The organism is Pseudomonas guariconensis (assembly GCF_040822035.1).
In the GTDB taxonomy this organism is placed as follows: domain Bacteria; phylum Pseudomonadota; class Gammaproteobacteria; order Pseudomonadales; family Pseudomonadaceae; genus Aquipseudomonas; species Aquipseudomonas guariconensis.
Window position 1 is genome coordinate 2,930,165 of record NZ_CP162012.1, and the last position, 24,452, is coordinate 2,954,616.

Below are 24,452 nucleotides of genomic sequence, written 5' to 3' on the forward strand. Positions count from 1 at the left end.
ATACGATTCAGTCGCGAAAAGCCCGCCTGGGCCGTTGCGCGATGTCGTGGCTCATTTGCCCAACAAGACCGGTACTCATGTCGAAAAAGTCCCGCTCCAAAACCTGGTTCCTGGTGCACAGCTGGCTGGCGTTGCCCATCTGGTTCTTCGTGTTGATCGTCTGCGTGACCGGCACCCTGGCCGTGCTCAGCCAAGAAATCGTCTGGCTGGCCAACCCAGACGTGCGCGCCAGCAAGCCCCACGATGACGCCCAGCCGCTGAGCTACCAGCAGGTGCTCGACGCGATCCACCGCGCCGACCCGGCCATCGCGGTGAACTACATCAGCAAGCCGGGCGAGGCGCACTTCGCCCTCACCGCCAGCGTCACCTACCCCGACGGCACGTCACCGATCCTGTACGTGAACCCCTACACCGGAGCGATCCAGGGCAAGAGCCCGACCTTCGATTTCGAAGCCTTCACCCGCGCACTGCACGGCTGGTGGCTGGTGCCGTTCACCAACGGCTACAGCTGGGGCTGGTACCTGGTGTCCTTGCTGGGGCTGCCGCTGCTCGCCTCGCTGGTCACCGGGCTGGTGGTGTACAAGCGCTTCTGGAAAGGCTTTTTCAAGCTGCCGCGCCTGGGCCACGGTTCGCGGATCTTCTGGGGCGATCTGCACCGCCTGAGCGGGGTCTGGTCGATCTGGTTCATCGCCACCATCTCCATCACCGGCACCTGGTTTCTGATCCAGGCCACGCTGGCCGATAACCACGTGACGATTTCCAGCGAGCCGATCGTGCCGGCCATCGCCCGCGAAGACGTGCCGCGCACCGCCGACGGCCAGGCGCCCACGCCGATCAGCCTGGACGAGGCCGAGCGCGCCGCCACCGAGCGCTTCCCAGGCTTCGAGGTGACCTTCATCACCCTGCCGGGCAATGCCTACAGCCATTACTACATGGGCGGGCGCGGCTGGTATCCGCTGATGTTCGAAACAGTCAACGTCAACCCCTACAACAGCAAGGTCGAGGCTTCGTTCATGGTTTCGGATCGCTCGACCCTGGAGTTCGTCACCGAGTCCATGCGCCCGCTTCACACCGGTGATTTCGGCGGTATCTGGGTCAAGCTGATCTGGGCCTTCTTTGGCCTGATGCTGACCTTGATGGTGCTCAGCGGCCTGTTGATCTGGACCAAGCGCACCGCCCAGGCCACCGCCGCTGCGCTCAAGCGCCAGCCCCGGGCACGCGCGGCGACCGCGTCGGAGGCCAGCCTATGAGCAAGCACACCCCACCCCAGTCGCCAGTCAAACGTTTCTGGCTGAAGTGGCGATTTCACCTGAACATCCTGCTGGTGCTGATTCCCCTCGGGCTGATGCCCAAGTACTTGCATGAAGCCTCGATGGACCGTGGCGAAATCGGCCTGGGCGAACGTGAATTGGGCGAACTGAATGCCGGCCCGTGGAGCGTGCGCCTGGCCGAGCGCTTCGACGAGGCGCCGCGCTCCGACGGCCCGGCGGGCTACTTCAAGCACTTCAAGATCGCCCTGTGCGAGCAGTGCAGCGACATCAAGGCGGTGTACCTGCGCGTGGGCAAACCGCGCAGCCTGCGGGCAGCCGGCGCGCTGTTCGTCGGCACGCCTTATCGCATGACCGGCGAGGTCAACATTCCGCAAAAGACCCGGCCCGACGCCGAGCTGTGGCTCACTTTCGAAGGCTGGGACGGGCAGATGCACCAGGCCTCGATTCCCCTGGCCAAGGCATCGCCGGCCACCGTGGCGTGGCTTCAGAAACAAGGAGGCAAGCAATGAAACACTGGATGGGCGCCCTCGCCCTGCCCCTGCTGCTGGGCGTCGCGCTGCCTGCGCAGGCCCATAACCCCATGTGCGAATGCACCGAATCGGCCGACCAGGTCACCTGCAAAGGCGGGTTCTCCGACGGCAGCGGCGCACCGGGAGTGACCCTGGACGTGATCGGCTATGACGAACAGGTGCTGCTGGCCAGCAAGCTCGGCGAAGACTCCACCCTGACCTTCAAGCGCCCCGAGGGTGAGTTCTATGTGCTGTTCGACGCAGGCCCCGGCCATGTGGTGGAAGTCGACCATGCCGACATAGGCGCGCCATGAGCCGGGCCCAGGTGGTACGCCCGGCCGGTGCCGGGCACGAGACCTTGTACGTGCTGCTCGCCGCCCTGCTGATCATCACCCTCGCCACCACGGTGGTGGTGCTGCGCGGTGAGCGCGAAGACGAAGTGGCCATCGCGGCCCACCAGATCGATGCCCGCCGCGACCTCACCGCCGCCGAGCAAGGCCTGTACACCGACCTGTGGGTAGCGGTCGAGGAGATCGCGCTGCTGCGCGAGGAAAGCGGCCAGGTCCCGGACGTGGAGGCCTTGGCCGAGGAAGGCCTGCCGCCCTTCGTGCCCGACGCCAGCAGCCAGCGCCGCGGAGGTCACCACTGGCAGCGACTGCCCAGCGGCGCCTACCTGGGCCGCAGCCAGGACGCCCAGGTGGCGGGCAGCCTGCTGCTGATCCTGCCTTCTGGCGACGGCGAACAGCCGGATGTCTGGCTGCGCCGTGACCGCAGCGCCCTGGCCCCGGACGACCTGGGCCAGACCGCGCTGATCGCCGCCGGCTGGCAGCAGGTGGTCAGCCACTACGACGCCGGGGTCACCCGCCAACACCGCCACTGAACCGAAGGATACCCCCATGCTCCGCTTCGTCCTCACCCTGCTGTTGGCCTGCGCCTTGCCGGCCCTGGCCCAGGCCGACAACGGCAAGCCCCTGCGCATCGGCATCACCCTGCACCCCTACTACAGCTATGTGTCCAATATCGTTGGCGACAAGGCCGAGGTGGTACCGCTGATTCCGGCAGGCTTCAATCCCCATGCCTACGAGCCGCGGGCCGAAGACATCAAGCGCATCGGCACCCTGGATGTGATCGTGCTCAACGGTGTGGGCCACGATGACTTTGCCGACCGCATGATCGCCGCCAGCGAAAAACCCGACATCAAGACCATCGAGTCCAACGCCAACGTGCCGCTGCTGGCCGCCACCGGGATCGCCGCCCGGGGCGCGGGCAAGGTGGTCAACCCGCACACTTTCCTGTCGATCAGCGCGACCATCGCCCAGGTCAACAACATCGCCCGCGAGCTGGGCAAGCTCGACCCGGACAACGCCAAGGCCTACACCCAGAACGCCCACGCCTACGCCAAGCGCCTGCGCACGCTGCGCGCCGAGGCCCTGGCCCAGGTCACCCAGGCACCGGACGCCACCTTGCGCGTAGCCACCATCCACGCCGCCTACGACTACCTGGTGCGCGACTTCGGTCTGGAAGTCACCGCCGTGGTCGAGCCGGCCCATGGCATCGAGCCGAGCCCGGCGCAGCTCAAGAAGACCATCGACCAGCTCAAGGCCTTGGATGTGCAGGTGATCTTCTCGGAGATGGACTTCCCGTCAGCCTATGTCGACACCATCCAGCGCGAAGCGGGCGTGCGCATTTACCCGCTGACCCACATCTCCTACGGCGAGTACACCCAGGACAAGTACGAGGTGGAGATGAAGCGCAACCTGGACACCGTGGTACGCGCCATCCAGGAGACCCGCACATGACCGCAGCCGCCCACCTCGGCGCCGCCTGCGGGCCGCGCATCGAGTTCGCCGGCATCGACCTGACCCTGGGGCGTACGCGCATTCTCGAAAACGTGGCCTTCAGCGTCGCCGCCGGCAGCGTGCATGCCATCGTCGGCCCCAATGGCGGCGGCAAGAGTTCGTTGATCAAGACCTTGCTTGGGCAGATGCCGCACCAGGGCCAGTTGACCCTGCACTGGCCGACCGAGCGCGAAGTGATCGGCTACGTGCCCCAGGCTCTGGAGTTCGACCGGGGCCTGCCGATGACCGTGGACGATTTCATGGCCGCCCTGTGCCAGCGTCGCCCGGCCTTCCTGGGCCTGGCCGGTCGCGTGCGGCCAGCCATCGACGCGGCCCTGGCGCGGGTCGGCATGCTCGAGAAACGCAAACGGCGCATGGGCGCCCTCTCCGGGGGCGAACGCCAGCGCGTGCTGCTGGCCCAAGGGCTGATTCCCGAACCTCAGCTGCTGGTACTCGACGAACCCATGTCGGCCCTGGACGAAGCCGGTATCCAGGTGTTCGAGCAACTGCTCACGGCCTGGCGCCAGGCGGGTACCACGGTGCTGTGGATCGAGCACGACCTTGAAGCCGTGTTGCGCCTGGCCGACCGGGTCACCGGTCTGAACCGCCAGGTGCTGTTCGACGCCCCACCCGCCCAGGCCCTCACACCGCAGCGCCTGCTTGGCCTGTTCAGCGTTCACCCTCGCAGCGGGAGCCTTGCCTGATGAGCTATGACGCCTTCCGCCAGTTGGTCCAGGCCTGGGCCACCGCTGGCTACCTGCCCGAGGCCCTGGCCTACGGGTTCGTGATCAACGCCCTGCTCGCAGGCCTGATGATCGGCCCGGTGCTGGGCGGGCTGGGCACCCTGGTGGTGGTCAAGCGCTTTGCCTTCTTTTCCGAGGCGGTCGGCCATGCGGCGCTCACCGGCGTGGCCATCGGCATCCTGCTGGGCGAGCCCTACACCGGGCCCTATGGCAGCCTGTTCGGCTACTGCCTGCTGTTTGGCCTGCTGCTCAATTTCTTGCGCAACCGCACCGGGCTCTCGCCGGACACGTTGATCGGCGTGTTCCTCTCGGTGTCCCTGGCGCTGGGCGCGAGCTTGCTGCTGATGCTGGCCGGCAAGATCAACGTACACATTCTGGAGAACGTGTTGTTCGGCTCGGTGCTCACCGTCAGCGCCCAGGACCTGGTGGTGCTGGGCATCGTCGCGCTCCTGGTCCTGGCCCTGGCCCTGCCGCTCTACAACCGCATCATGCTGGCCAGCTTCAACCCGCAACTGGCGGCGGTACGCGGGGTGGCGGTCAAGACCCTGGACTACCTGTTCGTGGTGCTGGTGACGCTGGTCACCGTGGCCTCGGTGAAGGTGATCGGGGCGATCCTGGTGGGCGCCCTGCTGGTGATTCCAGCGGCGGCGGCCCGGCTGGTCAGCCAGTCGCTCAAGGGGTTTTTCTTCCTGTCGGTGATCATCGCCACCCTGAGCACCCTGCTCGGCATCTTGCTGCCGATCGTCTTCGACCTGCCTGTGCCCTCGGGCGCGGCGATCATCCTGGTGGCCGGCGCGTGCTTCGCCCTCGCTGCCCTGGCCCGCGCCCTCGTCCCCCGCCTGCAAGGAAACCCGGCATGACCCTCTCCCTCAAGCACCTGACGCTGGCCCTCGCCCTGGCCGGCGTGCCCACGCTCTCCTACAGCACCGAAGTACTCACCACGTTACCGGTCACCCACAGCCTGGCGCAGGCTCTGCTCGACGGCACCTCGGTGCAGCTCAAGCGCGCAGCACCGGCCAACTTGCCAGCCACGCGCCAGCCGTCGTACTTCAGCGGCCGGGGCGGCGCCAGCCTGCACAAGGCGGCGCAACAGGCGGACGCAGTGATCGGCGTGCGCTCGATCTGGCGCGACGACCCGCTCTACCCCATGGCCCGGCGCAGCAACATCCGTATCGTCGAGATCGATGCGGCGCGGCCGGTCGATGGTGCGCTGCCGGGCATCGCGGTCACAGGTGAAGACGCCTTCACCGCCTACCCTTGGCTCAACCCGACCAACCTCGGGCGCATGGCCGACGTGGTGGCCAATGACCTGGAGCGCCTGTCGCCGGCGGACAAAGCAAAGATCCAGGCCAACCTCGCCAGCCTCAAGCGTCAGTTGCTGAGCCTGGCCGCCGAGGCCCAGACACAGTTGGCCGAGGTCGATAACCTGAGCGTGGTGAGTTTGTCCGACCGCCTGGGTTACCTGGCCAGCGGTCTGAACCTGGATGTAGTGGAGCAACCGGTGCCCGTCCAGGACACCTGGCACGAGGCCGACCTCAAGGCCTTGGGCGACACCCTCAAGGCCCAGGACGTGGCCCTGGTGCTGCACCACCGCCAGCCCGCCCCTCCGGTGGCCGAGGCGATCAAGGCCGCGGGCGCCCGGTTGCTGGTGCTCGACAGCGACCCGGACGACACCGTCGGTGGCCTCAAGGCCAGCGTCGAGCAGGTGGTGGCCGCGTTGCGCCAAGGCTGAGCCGGCCCTTGCCGTGCGCGGCTGCGAACTTGTAACGTGCGCTCATTCCAGCCCGGAGCCGCCTGCGTGTCCCTCAAAGCCCTGCGCACCCTGGTGACCATCGCCCGCCACGGTACCTTCGCCCGCGCCGCCGATCTGCTCAGCCTGACGCCCTCGGCGGTGAGCCTGCACATCAAGACCCTCGAGGACGAACTGCAGGTCCCGCTGTTCGACCGCAGCCGGCGTCAGGTGGTACTGACCGAGGCCGGGCAACTGGCAGTGGCCCGCGCCGAAAGCATCCTGGCCGCCTATGACGAGCTGGCCGATGCCCTGGCCAATGGCCCGAGCCTGCGGGGGCGCCTGCGCCTCGGGGCGATCCACACAGTGCTGGCCCGGCGCTTGCCCAAGGCCCTGGTGTGGATCAAGGCCCATCATCCGCAGCTGCACATCAGTGTGTTCTCCGGTATGTCGGCGGAGCTGGCCCGGCGCGTGGAGGACGGCGAGCTGGATGCGGCGATCACCACCGAGCCAGTGCCACCCTACCCTCAGAGCCTGAACCACACCCCGCTGTTCGAAGACCGCTTCTGGGCCATCGCCAGCCCCGAGCTTGCTGGCCAAAGCCTGCCCGAGCTGCTCGCCAGCCAGCCGTTCCTGCGTTTTGACAAGCGCGCCTGGGCCGGGCGGCAGATCGAACAGGAGCTGCGCCGCCAGCACTTGCAAGTGCACGAACAGATGGAGCTGGACAGCCAGGAGGCGCTCGCGCGCATGGCGGCCATGGGGCTTGGGGTCGCGATCATCCCCATGGCCGACGACGACCTCGAACGCCTGCCCCCGGCCATCCGCCTGCCGTTCGGCGAGCCGCAGCTAGTCCGCCGGGTGGTGTTGCTCGAGCATGAGAAGAGCCAGCGGCGGCACCTGAGCGCCGTGCTCAAGACCGCGTTGGAGGCCTGCGATGGGCCGCGCAGCGGCCCCCTGCCGGAATCGCGCCTTGAATCGCCTGCCCTGGGCCGGTAACCTGTGCGCGCTGCTGTCAATCCAGCAGCCGGGTTTGGTAGCCCGCGATCAATCAAGGCGCACAAGCGCCCGCTCTGCGTTTCAGCTGGCGCTTTTTTAGTGCCTGGCTGTTTCGTGTCATGGCGGCTGTGCGTAGGGCGCACTCGTGCGCGCCGGTTTCCTTGATTCCCGGTCTACCAACCTGCGTACAGCCGTCACCATTCGTTTGGTAGCGAATTGTGGCGGCTCCATTGAATCAAGGAGCGACACAATGACGAAAGCCATCCCGGACCCACCCCACCGCAGCACCACGGCTCCCGCCGCATTCGGCAGCTGCGAACACAGCCACCCTCCCCTGTTCAGCGTCTGCGCTGGCGTCGAACTCGAAGACGCCCTGGTCCATCTCAGTTCCCTGCTCAAAGGCGCCTGCGCCAGCAACCTCAAAGCCTTGCAAATAACCGACGGCACCTGCCATGACCTGCTGCTGGGCAATGACCATGCACTGGAGGCCGGCAAGGCATTGGTGGAGGCGCTGCTGGATGGGCTGGAGAGACAGCAGGTGACAAAGACCATCGACTAGCCATGGCTGTGACTGCGCGAGACGTGACCGTCTGACCGTGCAGTTTTCCTCAAGGGTCACTGCAGAAAACAACGTTTTTTTATGCTGACTGGCGCGGCTAGTCTGTGCCGGAACCCGACACGGACTGCCGCCATGCTCCCTCTGCTCCTGACTACCCTGCTCCCCATCATCCTGCTGATCGCCTTGGGCACCGTGCTGCGGGTGCGGGGGGTTCTGGGCGAGACGTTCTGGCCCGGTGCCGAGCGTCTGAGCTACTACGTGCTGCTGCCCGCTTTGTTTCTGCATGGCCTGGCCACGGCCAACCTGGACGGCGTGCCAGTGTTGGGCATGGTCGGCGTGCTGATGCTTTCGACCGTGCTCGGCGCGCTGCTGCTGGTGCTCTACCAGGGCGCGGTCAACCACGACGGCGCTGACTTCACCTCGGTGTTCCAGGGAGGCGTGCGCTTCAACAACTACATCGGTGCCACCCTCGCCGCAGGTCTTTACGGCAGTGCCGGCATCGCCCTGGCGGCGGTGGCCAACGCTGCCATCGTGCCGTTGGTGAACCTGCTGTGTGTGCTGGTGTTCGCCCGTTTCAGCGCCCGGCACAGCTCGCCAATCACGGTGCTGCGGGCGATCTTCGCCAACCCGTTGATCGTCGGCTGCGCCGGCGGCCTGCTGTTGCGGGTGACCGGGCTGGGCCTGCCGCCTGGGCTCGAGCCCACGGTCAAGGCCCTGGGCCAGGCCGCCCTGCCCCTGGGGTTATTGTGCGTGGGCGCAGCGCTGGGCGGCGCTCGCCTGGGCCGGCAGGTGCGGCCCTTGGTGGCGGCCTCGGCGTTCAAGTTCCTGGTGATGCCACTGACCACCTGGGGCCTGTGCCGACTGTTGGGCCTGGGCGGTCAGGCGGCGGTGGTGGCCGTGCTGTTCCAGGCCCTGCCGACCGCGTCGTCGTCCTATGTGATGGCCAGACAGATGGGCGGCAACGCACCGCTGATGGCCACGATCATCGCCCTGCAGACCGTCGCTGCCGCCGTCACCCTGCCACTGGTGCTGAGCCTGGCGCTGAGTTGAATCCGCTTGGCTAGACTGTGATTCACCTCACCTCGCGGAAAACTCGACCATGCGCACCTCGTCGCTGGTGTTCGGCCTGACCCTGGCCCTGCTCGCAGGCCCGCTGCACGCAGCCGACAGCCCCAAGGCCGCCGTGGCCGAGGACAAGGCGCAAGTGCTGGAAGAGAAAGTGGTCGATGACGCGCCACCGCCCAAGAAGAAAGAAACCCTCACGCCCGGCGAAGTGAAAGCGGTCGACCCCGCCGGCCAGGCGCCGTTGGATGACAGCATCACCTGCCTTGCGCGCACCATCTATTGGGAATCGAAAGGCGCCAACGCCCAGGACATGAGCGCCGTGGCCAGTGTGGTGCTCAACCGTCTGGGCCACGAAGGCTTCCCCGATACGATTTGCGGGGTGGTCAAGCAAGGGGTGGAAACCAAGGCCTGCCAGTTTTCCTGGTGGTGCGATGGGCGACCTGATCAGGTCGAGGAGGAGCAGCGCTATGCCGTGGCCAAAGAAATCGCCCGCAAGGCCCTCAACCAGCAGTTGAAGGACCCCACGGGCGGCGCGCTGTATTTCCATGACCGCACGGTGCGGCCGCAGTGGGCCAAGGCCTATCGCAAGACGGCCGAGACCACGCATTTCTTGTTTTACAGGCCTAATCAGGCGTTGGCGCGATAAAGGCGACGGGCACGTTACATGCAACGCCAGGGCTCTTCTCGTACTTTCCCTGAAACCCCATTGCATGTACCAGTTACCACATTCTCTTGAATATAAAACAATAGCCGCACCAACCTCACTATCTGGCGAGATTGGCTCCCCATAAATCATTCTGGAAACCGAAGATGACCAACACCCCGCCTAAAGTTGACAGCAACGACGTTAGTAAAATTGATTATACATTTACACCCACCGAACTATCCATATCCTACACACCTAATAGCGACAGCACTTATCTACGACTGAACACCAACGAAGGACAACTCCTAGAAATCAAGGTACCCGAAGCTCTCGCGCCGGCAGCATTCAGTGCTGCCCAAATAGCGAATGGCGGCCCGATCGCGCCTAGCGATAAAGTTACCATAATCACCCAATTTGACTCCAACGCCAATACTTATACCAGCAAGCGCATTTACATAGGCCCTATTTAACCGCAATAGCGCCTGAATGATGATCATCTACGCCCCCTAAACTCAAGCCTATTACCACATAAATAAGTCAGCGCCCACGGATTCGAAGGTCATCACGGCATATCGGACTTGTGGGCGCTGTGCTTTGCTTAATACCAGGATGGCGCGAACCTTACACCGCTGCACCGGCAGCCCTTGAATTGAAGGCTATGCCCCCTCCGCTTCAGCGTTGACTCCAGCCACACATCTTTATCACATAGCTTTTTCAGTTATCGGGCGCACGACACCTGCCCATATTGCTAGTTACCCAAATTATCGATAGTTAGAATAATGACAACTCCGGATTGCTTACACAGCAGACTGGACCTATCACTATTTGGAAACCTATCGTGAACAACTCTACACTGAACGCCAGCAACATAAAGAAAGAAGAAGTCATCCCCTATCACCCACTCATGGACTTTGGAGATATTTTCGTCAAGGAAATTTCAATCTCATACGCACCCAACAGCGATGAAACCCACATAGCAGTCACTGGGAAAATTATTACCGACTTAGGTTACGGAGATGGTGAGTACGTAGGTGCGGTCATAGATGACTGCAGCCTACTTCTCAAAATACCCGAAGCACTAGTTCCTGCTGCATTCACCGCCGCACAGATATACAACGGCAACGGCCCAGTTGCACCTGATGAAACGGTGTATCTCAAGACCATGGAAGGCTCGCCCAACCGAATCGCCAAGCATGTTCTCATCGGCCCTCTGCCCTTCCCAGTTCCAGAAATGCCTTGACCCGCATGAAATAAACATGGCATGACACTTGAAACGCAATTGGCCTTCAAACCGATTGCCACATAAATAAATCAGCACCCACCGCCTCAGCTGCCTCCCGGCACGCCGAGACGGTGGGTGCTGTGCTTTGCCTTCCTGAGGTCCATGAATGGCCCTGGATTGTTTGCATAGCCTATGGCAACTAACCCCACCCCGACACATAACCCAGTCGTGCGTAGTCACCTGCATCCTGCACGACCAAGTGGTGGATTCTCTTTCATGTGAACTGGCACGTTCAGCGGTGCCCTTGAGAGCAACACGCCCCAGCACTGCGGAAGATCAGCGATACCTTGCGATTCGACACGGGCGTTGTAGGAACGGCGGTTCGACGCCTCGACAAACCGGCTCCAGGTTCTGTGTGGCTTTCGAACCTACCGGCGTGCCTGTGGCTTGAAGCACACCGCGCGGTTTCCGAAGACGAAAAAAACCGCCGCGCAGTTCGACCTGCACGGCGGTTTCAGAGGCTGAATGTGATTACTTCTGCAACCGCACGCTTACAGCGGACACGTCGTTGACGCCCTGCTGCACCAGCGCCTTGTCCTCCGGAGGAGGCCCAGCCTCTGCAGGATTCCAACCCACGTAGAAAGGTGGCAACTTCCACACATCCCCCGGGAACATCGTGCTCGTGATCCGGCCCTGGACCCAGCCCGTTTCCATGACCGAGCCGGTCAGCAGCCACTTCACTCGCCCAGCATCCGTCACCTTCACCCATTGGCCCCTTGCCGGCCTTTCCTTCAGGATGCAGCTCGCGCCGTCAGGTAAAAAGTCCAACTGCAGTTGTGCCCCAAGCTTCACCAACGGACTGCTCGGCGCATAGACAACCGTCGTATGCTCAGGCGACATCAGCCCTGGGGGCAGATCGTTGCGCCAACTGGCACGAAGGCCCATTTCGTCCGCCATCGAGGACGACAACAACCCGCAGTTGCCAAGCGTGATTGGGTCGAAGCCTGTCACATGCAGGCCGACCCCAAACAGTCCGCTGACGTTCGCCCCCGTCAGTTGCCACTCCAGGCCAGCCACCACCATCGCTCGCTGCTCGGTGTATTTCGGCGCAGCAGGCACCTGCGCGGCGGTCAGAGTGGCGCCAGTCGTGATGAAGGCCATCCAGGCTTTAGGGGTCACCGTCGTGCCCAGTGGACTGCCCGACCTTGGCTTGAGCAAAACTTTGCCAGCGGTGTTTCGACGGAAGATCGCCGGCGAGATCTTGTCGCTGCCATCGAGCGTCACTTGCGCTTCGTCCGCCAGCTTCGTGGACATCAGCACATTGGTAGCCAGCTGCGCAGGGTGCTTGAACCCTTCGACACTCACCTGCAGGTCAAAGGTGCCGCTGACATCCTTGCCGGTAAGCGTCCAGGTATGGCCGGCCAAGGGGATCTCCACGAGTTGGCCATAGCCCGGTTGAGCCTGCATCTTATCTTCAGGGACGCCTTTGCCCACTACGAACTTGAGTTGGCCTTTGAACGTCGGCCCTTTGCTCAAGGGGCTGGCGTCTTTCGGTTTGAGCAAGACCGCCTGGGCCTTGCCACGCCAGAAATGCGCCACCCCGTCCGCAACTGCATCTTTGGCCGTCAGGTCATATTCATCTTCCACCTTGTCCGACAGCAGCAACCCCTGGCCTGTCTTGTAAGGCGTTGTGAATCCTTCCATCTGTAGTTGCAGGCCGAAGGTGCCGCTGACGTCTTGCCCGGTGACCGTCCACAGCGGACCGGTGTAACCATTGTATTCCTTGCCATACGCGGGGTTGGCGACCACCTGCTGGGCAGTCAACGAGCCAGAGTCGTCAAACACGAGCTTGTACTTGAGTTTCGATTGACCCAACGGGCTGCTTTTCTTGAGCTGGAAACTGATCTTGCGCTCAACCTTGCGGCGGAAAAGCATCGACCCCGTCGGTACAACGCCGTCCACGGTCAGGTCGAGCTCATCGTGCAGGTTCAGCGACAGCAGCAAGGCATTGCTCAGTTTCAGCGGCGTTGTGAAACCAGCCATATGAACCTGAACACCGAAGGTACCGCTGGCCTCCTGGCCAGTGAGCTTCCAGGCAGGGCTGCTCATGTTGGTGAAGCCCTCTTTGTAGCCAGGTACGGCCGTCACATCCGTTTCGGCCAAAGTACCGCTGGTATCGAACGCCAGCCAGTACTCGAGCCCTGCCTCCTTCAGCGGGCTGCCTGAGCGGGCCACGAAACTGAGGGTTTGGGCTGTTGCCCGTCGGAAAATCGTTGGACTGGGTACTTGCGCACCGCCTATTTTCAGCTCGGCCTCATCGTTCAGATCCAGCGACAACAGCATGGCGTTGTCCAGCGCCAGCGGTTTGAAGCCCTCCACATGGACCTGCACCCCGAATAGGCCACTGACCGCCGCGCCCTTGAGGGTCCAGGTGGTGTTGGCGCCGATATCGACCTTGGCGTCGTAGGCTGGACTGGCCGCGACCTTGTCTTGAGTGAGCCCGCGTTCGACGAATGTCATCCAACCCTGCAGCTTGGCATCGGCCAATGGGCTGCCAGCACGAGGCACCAGGCTGAGGGTACGGGCGGTACCACGTCGGAAGATGTGCGGACCATCAGTTCCCGCCATCGCGACCTCAAGCCGGGCCTCGTCGGTAAGGTTCGCCGACAGCTGGACACCCGGTAGCGAGAGCGGCACTTTCAAGCCGGCATCGGCGGTTTCTTCAGCGTGCAACGTGAACGTGCCGCTGGTATCAGCCCCACCTGTGACCGTCCAACTGATCCCGACCGTGTCCATCGTCTGCGGAACGCCGACGTTCGGCTCGACGGTAATGCCCAGCAAAGGATTGCCCTCCGGCCAGCTCAGGGCAATGTCCTTGCCGACGAAGTAACTGTCGGCAGTTTTGGGCTTGAGCACCAGTGTGTGGCTGACGCCTCGGGTCAGGCGCAGCGCCATCTTCAGATCAACGATCGGCTTGCCGTCCAGGGTCGCTTCGATCTGCTCAAGCCAGGGAGACTCATCGAAAACCGGGCAGGTGTATGCAACGCTGCTGGCATGCTGCAACGCGTCCTGGCAGGACGCGGTGAAAACCACCTGATTCGCCTCCCCTGCATCACCCCGCTCAGGGGTATATGTCAGCTTGGCGCGGCCTTTTTCATCCGTCTTGCTTGGGTAATCGTTCCCGTTGTAGGACCAGATGACCTCTTTGTCCACCATAGGTCGATCCGGAGCGAAGGGGTTCTTTACCGTGGCGGTCAGAACGGTGGGGTTCTTTTCAGACGCCACGGGCACCACGCCGTCCCACTCGACGTTCTCGATGATGTGATGGAAATCCCCTATCTGGGCCGCGATGGGGTGTTTATCCGCCTGCCAGTAGCTGCCCAGCCCCAAAGGGATGTCAGGGGGCAGATCCCCTTCGGCCAACGTGGCATCGGCGGTCAGCCTCCAGCAGGCACCGTCTGTGCTGGACAGCGGCTGGTAGCGGTCCTCCTCGTCGCCACCACGGTTGAACCCAGGCTCAGCTTCCAGGCCGTACTCGATCGGCAGTTGATCGGTGCCCATCCATAGCAGGCTGGTTTTTTGTGCTTCCCAGGCGTCGCCAGCCGGCACCTTCACCTGCAGGCGGTGAGTGGCGCCGTGACACAGCAGAAACGGTCTTTCAGCCTGGACGATCGGGTCATCGCCAGGACGCTCAACCAAGAGCTGAAGCTCACTCGCGTCGTTGAACATCGGCAGGCGCAAGTGAGAGGTCACTTTTCTGAGATAGAGATAGGGACCCTTATTTTCCGGCGTTTCGAACTGCACGCGCAGCCGGCGAACGCCTTCCGGTATCGCGATGCGGCGCTCGGACAAAACATGCCAGGTGGCATCCGGTTTGGCCGGAATGACCGAAGGCGCTTCATCGATCGGCTGAATCAGCTCCAACGGTTTGCCTTGCATGACGCCTTCATAGAAGTGCCCCTTCCCATCCTCGTCGGCATCGTAGACCCGAAGCCAGCACTCTTCGAATGCAGTGGCATCGTACTCGCAGCCCAGCCAGTACTCAGGGCGTCCCTCGACGGCGGCTTGGACAGGAAGCTCGATGATTTGCCAAAGCTGCTGGTCATAGGTAAGCCCCACGTAAGGCATGCCACTGGAATCTTCATAGTGGGAATATCGGCTGTTGTGGGCTTTCCAGACAGTCGCTTCCGACTCAGCGAACTCGCTGATCGAGCCCAGGGGAAACGAATCGGCCTGGACCAAGTTGTGGCCGCGTGTCGATGAATCAATATTGCCGTTCATTGCAAAGGACATGGTTGCTCCAAGGTGTTGTAGATCTGCCGAATGCCCGGGCAAGGCCCTTCCTTGCCTGGGCGCGGCGGATGAAAATGTCAAAAGTTGCGTAGATGCCTTCGTTTCAGGCCGGCAGTGAGCGCGTGCGTTTCGGGTCCGTTGCCAGCAATTGCTCGACCGCCTCTTCAAACAGCGGCCCGCCATGCAGGGCGTGGTAGCGAACCTCGAGGATGACGTCGCTCAGGCTCGCCAGGGTGTCGGCCTGCTGGGTATGCCGTGGGAACCGCAGGAGCCAGTCCGATACTGCTCCGGTACCCTCGAAGGGCCGGTAGCGGTCGTCAGCCTCTGGATTGCCGACCATCCCGATATCCTGGTTGGCGGACGACAGGCACACCTGTTGCCGCGCGCGCAGGCTCATCATCACGTTGCTGCCGTCGCCCTGGTCATCGGCCCGGGTCGCCTTGGGCGTCAGGAACTTCACGCCCTCGATGTCGGGCTTGACCAGCAAGCGGCTCTGCGTCTGGGTCAGCGTCGCGCGGATGTTCTGATACGGCCCAAGCAGGGCAGGCATCGACAGCGCCACGCTGTGCAGGCGGCGCAGGTAATGGCCGGGGTAGTCCTCGTTGAACAGCGTCTCGGACAGCGAGAACGCCACTTCGCCATGCTCACTGAGCAGCTCGCCAAGCCGGGCTCCCTCCTCGACGGGGGTACCGTCCTTGGTGGATACCAGGCCTTTGTCGAGCAGCGCCTGCAAGGAAACCGTCTTGTGCACCTCCAGGTGCCGCTCGTTGCGCAGCAGCGCTTCGGATTCCAGGCGGTGCAGGTCCAATCGCAGTTCGTTGCCGGCATTGAGGCCATAGCGGTCCGCCTGCCAGATCGGCGCCCGGACGATGCGCTTGTCGAACTGGCCGGTCTCGAACTGCCAGCATGCCTCGGCGCTGTTGCACAGGCTGACCGCCACGTCGAACAGGGTTGCCTGCAGGGTCGCGGTCTGCGAGCGCAACCAGCGGTACAGCGACACACTGGTGGACTTGTTCTGGTAGTAGGCATACAGCTGCTGGGTATGGGCCAGCGCCTTGCGGCTATGTGCCAGCGCCTGCTCGGCGGCCAACGTGGCATGCTGTTGAGCGTCCAGCTGCTTGTCTAGGACATGGAGCTCTTTGCCCGCCAGTTTGGCTTGCAGCTGCCATTCTTGGCGGCGGCGGCGGTAGCCTTCGGTTTCACGCAGTAGTTCAGCCGCCGTGACCATCTGCCCGCCCGCTGCCTGCATCCCATGCCCTATCGCCGTCATCGGGGCCTTGTAGCGCATACCACCGTTTGCCAACCCGAACGTGTTGGGCGCCAGTTCCGCCAAGTGGGCTAGCCCGACCACGCCGGTGCCTACGTGCGTCAGGCTGCGACCGATGCCATGCAAGCTCATTGCCGCGTATTCCCCGTCGGAGATGTGATCCTCGTAGAGCTTGGTGTAGTGCGCCTGACGCAGCTCGGTGGCGACCCGTTGCGCCTGCAATACGTCCTGGCTCTTTTGCTGCTGGTGATAGAGCTGCTCCTGGATGCCAATGGTGTAGCTGGCGATCTCCGCCGCCTGCTGGAACTGCAAGGCTTCCAGTTCGGTACGCTCTTCCTGCTCCATCAAGCCACGCAGTTGCTCGCCGAACTGGATCAGCGCCGTGACCACTTCATGGGCCTTTGCGGCGATGGTACGGAAGCGATACGGCGGCACCACGGTGCGATACCCCAGCAGGTGCGACAGGCTGGCATTGCCACCCATCCTTGCCATGAGCAAGTCGAACGGATTGGCCGCAGGCGCATACAGTGGCAGCAGCAGCGGTTGACCATCGATCGTCAGGTAGTGGCGCAAGTTGTAGAAGCGCTGCTCCAGCAGTTGCCAGGTATCGATCAGGTGCTGATTGACGGGCAGGCGGAAAGCTTCGTGCGCCGCCACGCCGGTCCACACGAGCGTAGCCAGGCGCTTGGGCAGGTCCGCCGGGGCACGCACCTGTGCCTGACAGGCCAGCAATTGTCCCCCACGCGATGTGCCGAGCAGTTGCGCCACGGTCTGGGGTTGCCAGGTGCTGATCGCACGCGCATTCGGCGCTTCGCCCATCAAGTCGGCCGCCCTTCGATAGAGCAGCCAGGCGGCGGCCAGGCTGTCACGGGTCGGCTGACGATAATGTAGGTCGGCCTCGCCGATCAGCAGGTGCACGTACTGGTGGAAAATCGCTTTGCGGTAGTGAGAAGGTGCATGCAACGCAATGGTATGTGGATCGAGCAATTGGTGTTCCAGGCCGGCCGCCGGGGTGTCCTGGGCCATGATCCAGGCGCAGTTCCAGTACTCAAGCCCTGGGTTTTCCGTCGACGGCTGCTTGCGCTGCGGATCGAAGATCAGGCCCAGCCAGCGGCGGGCTTCTTCGTAGCGTTCTTCTTCCTGCATACGCGAGGCGATCAAGTGCGGAACGTGGAAGAACAGCTCGCGTAAGTACAGACCGTTGGCGTCGTAGGCATCCATTGGCACATCTTCCTGGCTACGCAACCAACCGCCATAGCCCTTGCTGTTGGCCCCTTCGACGTAGGCCGGCTCGCGCAAGTGCTGGGCGTCCCAGTCGAACACCGCCTCAGACGAGGCCTGGGCGCGATTGATCAAGTCCGGTACATGCTGGGAATTAAGGCGTGCGACCAGGGGCTTGCGTTGCCCTGTTGCGAGCTGACCGATGCTTTCGAACACCAGAAAATCGGTGCCGCTTTCCTGGCGTGCAATGTAGGGCATGGTGGCCTGGCTGATCTCGACCAGAAGGCCCATTGTCAAAGTGAAATCGGTTTGTTTGCTGACACCTTCGTCGGCCCTGGCGCCGGCCGTGAACGGTTTTAGTGTGACCTTAACCGTAGGCCGCTCGCCCCCCTCTGGTGTCCAAGCCTCAGTTACCCACGGCGTGGCCGCATTGCCGTTGAGCAGGAAGGTGCCTGTCCAGAGACTGCTCTCACCAATACCGAGCTCCATTTTTGTGCTAGTCGCGGTTTCGGCGTGAACGGTGATGAAGTTGGCAGCGCTTTCCAGGGGTTGTTCGTCGACAGCGTCGATCTGCACGCTGAAACCCGCACCTTGACTCACCCCTTGCGCGTCGTACTCGGCCAGTGCTGCAGGCAGCTCGGCGGACTTCACCTCCTCGGAGTTTTCATACCATCCAAAGAAATTCCTCTTGAAGCTGGTCCCGAGCAGTTTCACCCCCGCCCCTTCTACAGGATGGATCAGCTTCACGACTTGGAACTGAGGCGCCTTGTTCATCATGCAACGGAATTCGACCGTGCCTGCAGGGGTGGTGTGCACCTGGGCGCGCATCCAGACACCCTCTGCGACTTTCAATACACGGGCTACGTACACTGCCACAGGCTTGGGCGTAGTCTTCACTTGCGAGGAGCGGCCACGCAGATGCAATTGATGCCGGCCATCACCTTGCTCCTCCAACAATGCATCGAGATCAAGGCAGGGATCGCCGCCTGGTGAAGGCATCACGCTTCTGATCGACCACTTGCTGTTGGTCATGCGGCGCTGGAACGACAGGTGGCCGTTCTTGTCTTCGAAATGCTCGAACAGACGATTCAGGGACTCTTTGTCAAAGGCCAGGTGCGGCGCTGCCTCACGTTTGAGCACGTCACGCTGGACATTGAACAACTGTGCGCCCGCCTCCCCGCGTAACGCGACGCACAGCTCATCGTCACTGCCATGCGATCGGGCAACGGCTACCGTCAACAGTCGGTATGGCGTCGTGTCCAGCTCTTTGTCGTTGTCTATCGGGTCGGTTATCACGCTCCAAAGCGTTTCCGGCGTCGTCCACTGGTTGTCCAGCCCCAGGTGCATGACTTCCAGTTTCAGGGTATAGCGCTTGGTTTCCTTGCCGCCCTCAGGCTGCTCCTGCACCGGCTCGCCATGGTGCATCCAGACCAGATGCAACCGGCCGCAGAACAGCACCAGGCGGGCCAGGATCACCTTGGTGCTAGTCGGCATGGAGATCGCGTGCCACTCCGTCCAGGCATCGGGTTGAATGATCGAGGAGGTCTGATCCAGGCGCACGGCGACTTTTCGCCAGTAATAACGCGCGGGCGTCGCCGTATCCTTGCCCAGCAGGTAGTAGTCCGAATTGGCGAAGGTATAGCCGTCGAAGCGCTCGCCATCCTCATGATCACCTCGGTAATCGATGTAGCCGGACTGCACGCGGATGCTGTTCTGGTACTCGTAGTGCTTGAGGTAAGTCAACAACGCGTTCTGCACGTTCGCATCGTTGATCTTGCCTTGCCCCAGATCGTTTTCCAGGGTCTTGAATGGCTCGGTCTTGTCCAGGCGCATCTCGGCGCGGATGTAGTTCTCCGGATAATCCTCCAGCATCTGGTAGGCGGCCCATAGCGAATAGTTCGACATCGCCTGTTGCCAGAAGCGGATCAATTTCGGAGAGAAGTCATGGTCGTAGCCAGGCTCGAGGTTGCCCAATACCGAATTGATGTATGTCTGCGTCGTGGCCAGTGCCTGCGCCAGGTAAGAGGTGGTCACGGCAGAGGTGACCTGCGTGTCCATCATGAAGTACCGATCCAGATGCTCGGCTGTCAACATGTTGAGCGAAGCGGCCTGGGATTGGTCCGGCAGCACGTGGTGGATGACATAGGCACTGAGGGCGTCGCGCCACTGCTCGGCCAGTTTATGGGTCAATGCATTGCTCATGGAGACCTCGGTTGGTGGGGTCGAAGGCGTCGGGCGGCCAAACACCGCCCGTCAGGCAGGGCCAGCTGCCCTGCCTGCTATCGCGCCAAATGAATTAGGGCTATTCCTGCCACCGGAGGCAGGGATGTGGTTGTGCCGGTCCGTCAGGCGGGGGAAGGCTTGACGATGACGTCGATCCAGATCGGTTCCATGGCTTGCTTGTAGGACACGCCAAGTTGCAGGGAGGCTTCCTGGTTCGAGCCGGTAGGCAGGCTCGTGATCTTCCAGTCCATCTGCACCGCCGATGCTTCGAAGGGTTTGGCCTCACCCAGCCTTGGATCGAATTCAAGACCCAGAGAGGACGCGGAAAAACGCCCGGAATACAGCAAGTACAGTTCTGCCTCGAGCAGCGGATGGCCCTCTGGCAGCCGGCAGGACAGGGTGTACTGGGCCTCACCTTCGGTCGGCTGGGTAATGACGACCGGGCCTTCGACCGGTTGTTGCTCGAACAGGATTTCCAGGCCCTGCTCGGGCAGGAATTTCAACGCCTCGAACGGATAAGACCCGTCATCCCCCCAGCTCGCGACCACGGTCCGTTCGCCCACCTGCGTGCTCTTGAGCAAGTAATGGGCCATGCCGTCAGGCCCCGTGAGGCTCGTGACCGCTTCGACTTCACCCTCCTGCACGGTCCAGGTGACCGGATAACGCTCGACCGGCTTGCCATCGTCGCTAAGGATATGAAGCGCGTACTCGGCTGCACTGATACCGTTGGCGATTGGCCATTTCCCGCTGGTCGAGGCTTTCGCGCACGTGGCATTGGACAGTACCTCGAAGCTGAGCGTCTCGGTGTAATAGTCGTCCTCGGTGTCACCAGACTTGCTGAGCATGACGGTGACCTCAACCAGGCCAGCAGCCTTGGCACTCAACACCGCCTTGGCCTGCCCATTCGCGTCGCTCAGCTCTTCCTGGCTGACCAACTCGGCGCCGGCGCAGGCCCACTTCAGTGCCTGGTCGGGATACGGGTTGCCATCGAGCCCCAGAATCGTCGCGCTGATGCGGATGTCATCACCGACGACCGCCCAAGAGGTGAGCGCCAGTGAACCGACATAGGGCAGGTCATCGAAGACAACCTCGAATTTCTGGACGTTTTCAGGATTGCCTGCGTACCAAAGAGCCACGATGCCTTTACCCGCCTGCATGCTGCGCAGCGAGATCCTGCTGATGCCTTCGCTGTCGGTCAGTGTCTCGCCCGAACTGTCGATGAACTCGCCGATGCTGCTGGTCCAGTTCACCAGGCGATCGACACCTTGGTTACCCAGGCCATCCAATAATTGAACCTGTAAGTTGAAGCGGCCCCTGTTGCCCGCCAGCACCGGCTTTTTAGGTACCGTGGTTTCATGGAGCCACAATGATTCATGACAATCGATGACCACCGGCGGGGCGAAGGCCTTGCTGTCGAGCAAATAGGTGGCCTGAACATGCGCAACCCCGATCTGTTGTCCGGCCTGCAGGCGCACCGTCGCGATACCCTGCTCATCGGTGTAGCTGTAATGGTCGAGCAGGCTTCCCAAATCGGTGGACCATCTGACCCGAATGTCGGACACCGGCTGGTTGTTCATGTCCAGCAGCGTCAGGCTCACAGCGGTTTCCTCATTCGTCTTCCTGGCAACCAGCCGTGGATTGCTGACCAGGCAACGCGTGGACAAGCTCTGACGCAGCTCAACCTCGTCGCGGCGCTGTTCGGGCGCCTGGCGCAGACTGCTCAGGACTTCGTGTGCGGCGCTGCGGTAAGCCTGGGTGTCAGAGTGACCGCTGAGGCGACTGAGCTTCATCAGGGAGCCGGCGCTCAGACCGGTTTTTTCGCACAGCTGGCGGGTATCGACCAAGGCGCACAGCTGCGCCAGGTTGCGAATGATGCCGTCAGAGGTCACCTGGGCCGCCACATCGAGTACCTCGCGGATGCCCCAGCCCAGCCAGGCGGCGATCTTCTCGGCCGCGGCGTCCTTGATCAGGCGGTGCTCGTTGTGGCTCAGCTCACCCAGCGACTCGATCAGGTCGAAATAGCCCAGCAACTTTTCTTCGGACTGCTTGGCCTGGCGCAGGCACCGCGAGTAGCGCTCCAGAAAGTACAAGGTCTGCAGAGTCAGCTCAGTGCTCTTGATGCTCCAGCGCGGGCGCTGGGCGCGCACCAGCAGGCTGGAGAACATCGCTGGGCTCAGGGCGAACTGGTTGACGACCCGGGCACAGCGTTGCATGCGTTGCATCAGGGGCATCATGGCTTTGAGGGCTTCGGACTGAAGCTGATCCGGCTCGAAGTTCGTCGCGCTTTCAAGCAACGTATGCGCTTTACCTCCAGCCCAGTAGATAACCGGGATCACGCTGTCGGCCTTGAGCGACAAGAAGTGCGACAGGCGCTCCTGGACAACGCCCCACTGCTGCGAACGAATCCGCAACACGACGCCAAGAATCAGGGTCTTCAAGCGTTCGGCTTCATCGGCCGTGAGCAGAGGCAGTTCGCTGTCCTCGCTTTGCGTTTGCCCCTCGCCTTTGCCTTCTTCAGGTGGCACACGCATCAGTCGCTCGATCACCACTTCGATTTCCCGTGCGGCGAAGTGCTCGTAATAGACAGGATCGAAGTCTTCTTCGGAATGGCCGGTATCGGTGATCAGGCCCTGGGCGTCGACAATCTGCGTGAGATTCTGCATCCAGCTCTGGGTTCTCAGAGGTGTCACGCCAGCTTCGGCGAGCAGACGGTCGAAGTCCTGGAACGGCACCAGATGACTCTTGAGCTCGCCCAGCAGCGTGCGGTACTCCTCGGGCACCACATCGGTGGTCTCGACCGGTAGCAGTTGTTGCACCAGCCAGGCGATGGGCAGTTGCTGCGTCTGGCACCACGCCACACAACGGCTCAGGGCATGGATGACGCTCAGGGTGTCGGTCTGGATGTAGCTGTTGTACATCGCGTTCTGCGGGGCACCGGCCAGCTGCAGGGCGTACTGGCCCTCAGGGCTCAGTACTTCGAGCAACGACAACAATTCGATGGTAGTGATCGACAGCAACCGGGCCAGCAAGGTGATGCGGTAGAACGCGCTGACCGTCGGCAAGGTGCGTGCGAGAGTCGACTGGCTTTGCCCCTGCATGACCAGGCGCGACAGGTAGCGGAAGGTCTCCATGTTGATCCCCAGCCCTTGGCACAGCTGATCGACCGTGCGTTTGCTCTGGACATCCTCGCTGCCCAGGCTGAATGGCGCATCATCGAGCACCAGCGGCGTGGTCGTCTTTGCATTGAACACCCGATCGAAATGGCTGAGGGTATCGCCACTTGCAAAAATGGACATGTCCGACAGCAGGGCGGAAAAGTCTTCGGCGCCGCACGAGAAGCGCTCACGTAGAAACTGGAACACACCCAGCGCCCGGATCGTATTGGCGGTCATCCACAACGGCGCCTCACTGGCAGTCTCTTGGCTGACAGCGGCACGCCGCTCCGCCTCGATGGCTGCGCAGACGATCTGGTCCGTTTCGGCGTAGGAGAGCTTGAGCGCCGTGGCCAGGCGCACCAGGCGATTGATCCGGTCGCAGCGGTCTTCGGTCAGGTGCTGGAAATGGTGCAGCGTAGGTTCGTCGTTATCGCTGGCCACCGACACCGGGGTATCGCTGCCGCTGTTGATGAAACGCGCGCCGAACTGCACGGGCGATGCAGGAGCACGAGAGGCCTCGACGACTACGTTATCGGAGCGAACCGGTGCGTAAGCGGCCAGGGCGAACAACGACTCCATTTCATCCTGGCTCATGTGCAGGGCCTGGCAGAAGGTCACCACGTTCTGCAGCGTCGGGTAGGCCTGGACACCAAAGTTATCCTTGAAAAAACTCACGCTGTTGCTCGCCACTTGTTCGGCGCGCCGTGCCCCAGACGTGTGCGGCGGAGCCAGCAGTCGCCGGGTCTGGGGGTTGAAACGCACCTCACCGCCCGTGCCGAAGTAGGGTGCCTCGAGCAGGATCGCGCGCAAGGCCGGGCCAAGGCCTGCATCCTGTTGCAGAGCGACGTCCGACCACTGGGAGTGGGCTCCGGGCTGGATGAAATAAGGCGCATCGATGTCGGACAAGCGCGAAATGTCACTCACCGACAGCTCATGATGGGCCAGCACCGTGCGGATCTGTTCCCAGTAGTGCTCATAGGGAAACTGCTTGAGCGGATAGCGCACCTGAAGGAGTTTGTCCTGCGTGGCGGTGGTGTCGTCGGCCAGTTTTCGCTGGCGCTCGATGGCGCTTTCCATCACATGGTTGACCACCTCGACCTGGGTCACCGTGCGATTCATGGTGTCTTCATCGAGCGAAAGGTCGTACAGATCAGGACGCCGCGTTTTCAACGTCACGGCTTTGAGCACATTCCCCTCCGGCTCCAGCTCCTTCTCCACGAAAGTCAGCAGGTCGATCAGGTAGGCCGCCGGCGAGGTAGTGGCATCCACCGCTTGCGGATGGGTGTGGTTGCCCCAGGACGGCGAGAACTGATTCTCGAACGTCGGGCCATTGCTCTGTGCTAGTGGGCCCTTGAGCTCGTCCGCTGCCCGGCGTGTCGCGGCGCTCAGACGGTTTTCCCGAAATACGCGCATCATCGCTGCCGTGGCCACGTCCAGGCGATCCTTGAGTCGCTGGGCTTGCTTCATACGCAAACCGCAAAAGCGCTGGACCAAGGCGGCAGGAGGTTTGCCCTGCAGGTCCAGGACTGTGTCCTGGGCCACTGCATGGGTACTTAAAGCGCTTTTGATGCCGGGTTCGGTTTCGAGGATTTGGTCAAGCAGGTTGGGTTCATGATCACTGTGGTCAGACATCTAGGGCTCCCTTGGCATACGAGCGATCCATCCCGATCTGGCCGTCTGACGGCACTGCCGGGCGTTTCGATGGATGCTATTCC

At 62.4% G+C, this 24,452-nt stretch carries 17 protein-coding genes; 14 read left to right on the forward strand and 3 right to left on the reverse strand.

The window, feature by feature from the left end; translation table 11 throughout:
- Positions 1-77: 77 nt before the first annotated feature.
- The 14 genes from AB1N67_RS13320 to AB1N67_RS13385 all read left to right on the forward strand — a co-directional run bounded on the left by AB1N67_RS13320 (position 78) and on the right by AB1N67_RS13385 (position 10,596).
- Positions 78-1,250, forward strand: coding sequence for a PepSY domain-containing protein (locus AB1N67_RS13320; protein ID WP_274093265.1), 1,173 nt, complete (start codon positions 78-80; stop codon positions 1,248-1,250).
- Positions 1,247-1,780: a thiamine pyrophosphate-binding protein gene (locus AB1N67_RS13325; protein ID WP_367863051.1), complete on the forward strand. Its 534-nt coding sequence runs from the start codon at positions 1,247-1,249 to the stop codon at positions 1,778-1,780. Before AB1N67_RS13320 ends, AB1N67_RS13325 begins: the two co-directional genes overlap by 4 nt.
- Positions 1,777-2,094 (forward strand): hypothetical protein, encoded by a 318-nt coding sequence (locus AB1N67_RS13330; protein WP_367863052.1) that lies wholly within the window; start codon positions 1,777-1,779, stop codon positions 2,092-2,094. Before AB1N67_RS13325 ends, AB1N67_RS13330 begins: the two co-directional genes overlap by 4 nt.
- Complete coding sequence (locus tag AB1N67_RS13335) at positions 2,091-2,660, forward strand: DUF6162 family protein (RefSeq protein ID WP_043214085.1); 570 nt, start codon at positions 2,091-2,093, stop codon at positions 2,658-2,660. Before AB1N67_RS13330 ends, AB1N67_RS13335 begins: the two co-directional genes overlap by 4 nt.
- A 16-nt stretch (positions 2,661-2,676) precedes the next feature.
- Complete coding sequence (locus AB1N67_RS13340; RefSeq protein ID WP_367863053.1) at positions 2,677-3,579, forward strand: metal ABC transporter solute-binding protein, Zn/Mn family; 903 nt, start codon at positions 2,677-2,679, stop codon at positions 3,577-3,579.
- A complete protein-coding gene (locus AB1N67_RS13345) occupies positions 3,576-4,322 on the forward strand; it encodes a metal ABC transporter ATP-binding protein (RefSeq protein WP_102081863.1) in 747 nt (248 codons plus the stop codon). Before AB1N67_RS13340 ends, AB1N67_RS13345 begins: the two co-directional genes overlap by 4 nt.
- Positions 4,322-5,221 carry a metal ABC transporter permease gene (locus tag AB1N67_RS13350; protein ID WP_070571313.1) on the forward strand — a complete coding sequence of 300 codons (900 nt, stop codon included), beginning with the start codon at positions 4,322-4,324 and terminating at the stop codon, positions 5,219-5,221. The genes AB1N67_RS13345 and AB1N67_RS13350 overlap by 1 nt, the downstream gene beginning before the upstream one ends.
- A complete protein-coding gene (locus tag AB1N67_RS13355) occupies positions 5,218-6,093 on the forward strand; it encodes a metal ABC transporter substrate-binding protein (protein WP_102081862.1) in 876 nt (291 codons plus the stop codon). Before AB1N67_RS13350 ends, AB1N67_RS13355 begins: the two co-directional genes overlap by 4 nt.
- Positions 6,094-6,159: 66 nt before the next feature.
- Positions 6,160-7,086, forward strand: a complete 927-nt coding sequence (locus AB1N67_RS13360) for a LysR family transcriptional regulator (RefSeq protein ID WP_241502446.1) — start codon at positions 6,160-6,162, stop codon at positions 7,084-7,086.
- A gap of 250 nt (positions 7,087-7,336) precedes the next feature.
- Positions 7,337-7,645 carry a DUF3077 domain-containing protein gene (locus tag AB1N67_RS13365; RefSeq protein ID WP_238556633.1) on the forward strand — a complete coding sequence of 103 codons (309 nt, stop codon included), beginning with the start codon at positions 7,337-7,339 and terminating at the stop codon, positions 7,643-7,645.
- 132 nt (positions 7,646-7,777) lie between these two features.
- Complete coding sequence (locus tag AB1N67_RS13370; protein ID WP_090346399.1) at positions 7,778-8,695, forward strand: AEC family transporter; 918 nt, start codon at positions 7,778-7,780, stop codon at positions 8,693-8,695.
- A 49-nt stretch (positions 8,696-8,744) separates the two neighbouring features.
- A complete protein-coding gene (locus tag AB1N67_RS13375) occupies positions 8,745-9,356 on the forward strand; it encodes a cell wall hydrolase (RefSeq protein WP_090346396.1) in 612 nt (203 codons plus the stop codon).
- A gap of 164 nt (positions 9,357-9,520) precedes the next feature.
- The gene (locus AB1N67_RS13380; protein WP_139205765.1) at positions 9,521-9,826 is read left to right on the forward strand and encodes a hypothetical protein; all 306 of its coding nucleotides are present in this window, start codon (positions 9,521-9,523) and stop codon (positions 9,824-9,826) included.
- Positions 9,827-10,194: 368 nt separating this feature from the next.
- Entirely contained in the window at positions 10,195-10,596 is a 402-nt protein-coding gene (locus AB1N67_RS13385) for a hypothetical protein (RefSeq protein WP_090346393.1), read from the forward strand.
- A gap of 513 nt (positions 10,597-11,109) precedes the next feature.
- On the opposite strand, the gene AB1N67_RS13390 is transcribed toward AB1N67_RS13385, so the two are convergent.
- From AB1N67_RS13390 to AB1N67_RS13400, 3 genes are all read right to left on the reverse strand, one after another.
- Positions 11,110-14,871 (reverse strand): hypothetical protein, encoded by a 3,762-nt coding sequence (locus AB1N67_RS13390; RefSeq protein WP_367863054.1) that lies wholly within the window; start codon positions 14,869-14,871, stop codon positions 11,110-11,112.
- Between the two features lie 103 nt (positions 14,872-14,974).
- A complete protein-coding gene (locus AB1N67_RS13395; RefSeq protein ID WP_367863055.1) occupies positions 14,975-19,561 on the reverse strand; it encodes a neuraminidase-like domain-containing protein in 4,587 nt (1,528 codons plus the stop codon).
- A 143-nt stretch (positions 19,562-19,704) separates the two neighbouring features.
- Entirely contained in the window at positions 19,705-24,369 is a 4,665-nt protein-coding gene (locus AB1N67_RS13400) for an Ig-like domain-containing protein (RefSeq protein WP_367863056.1), read from the reverse strand.
- Positions 24,370-24,452: the final 83 nt, after the last annotated feature.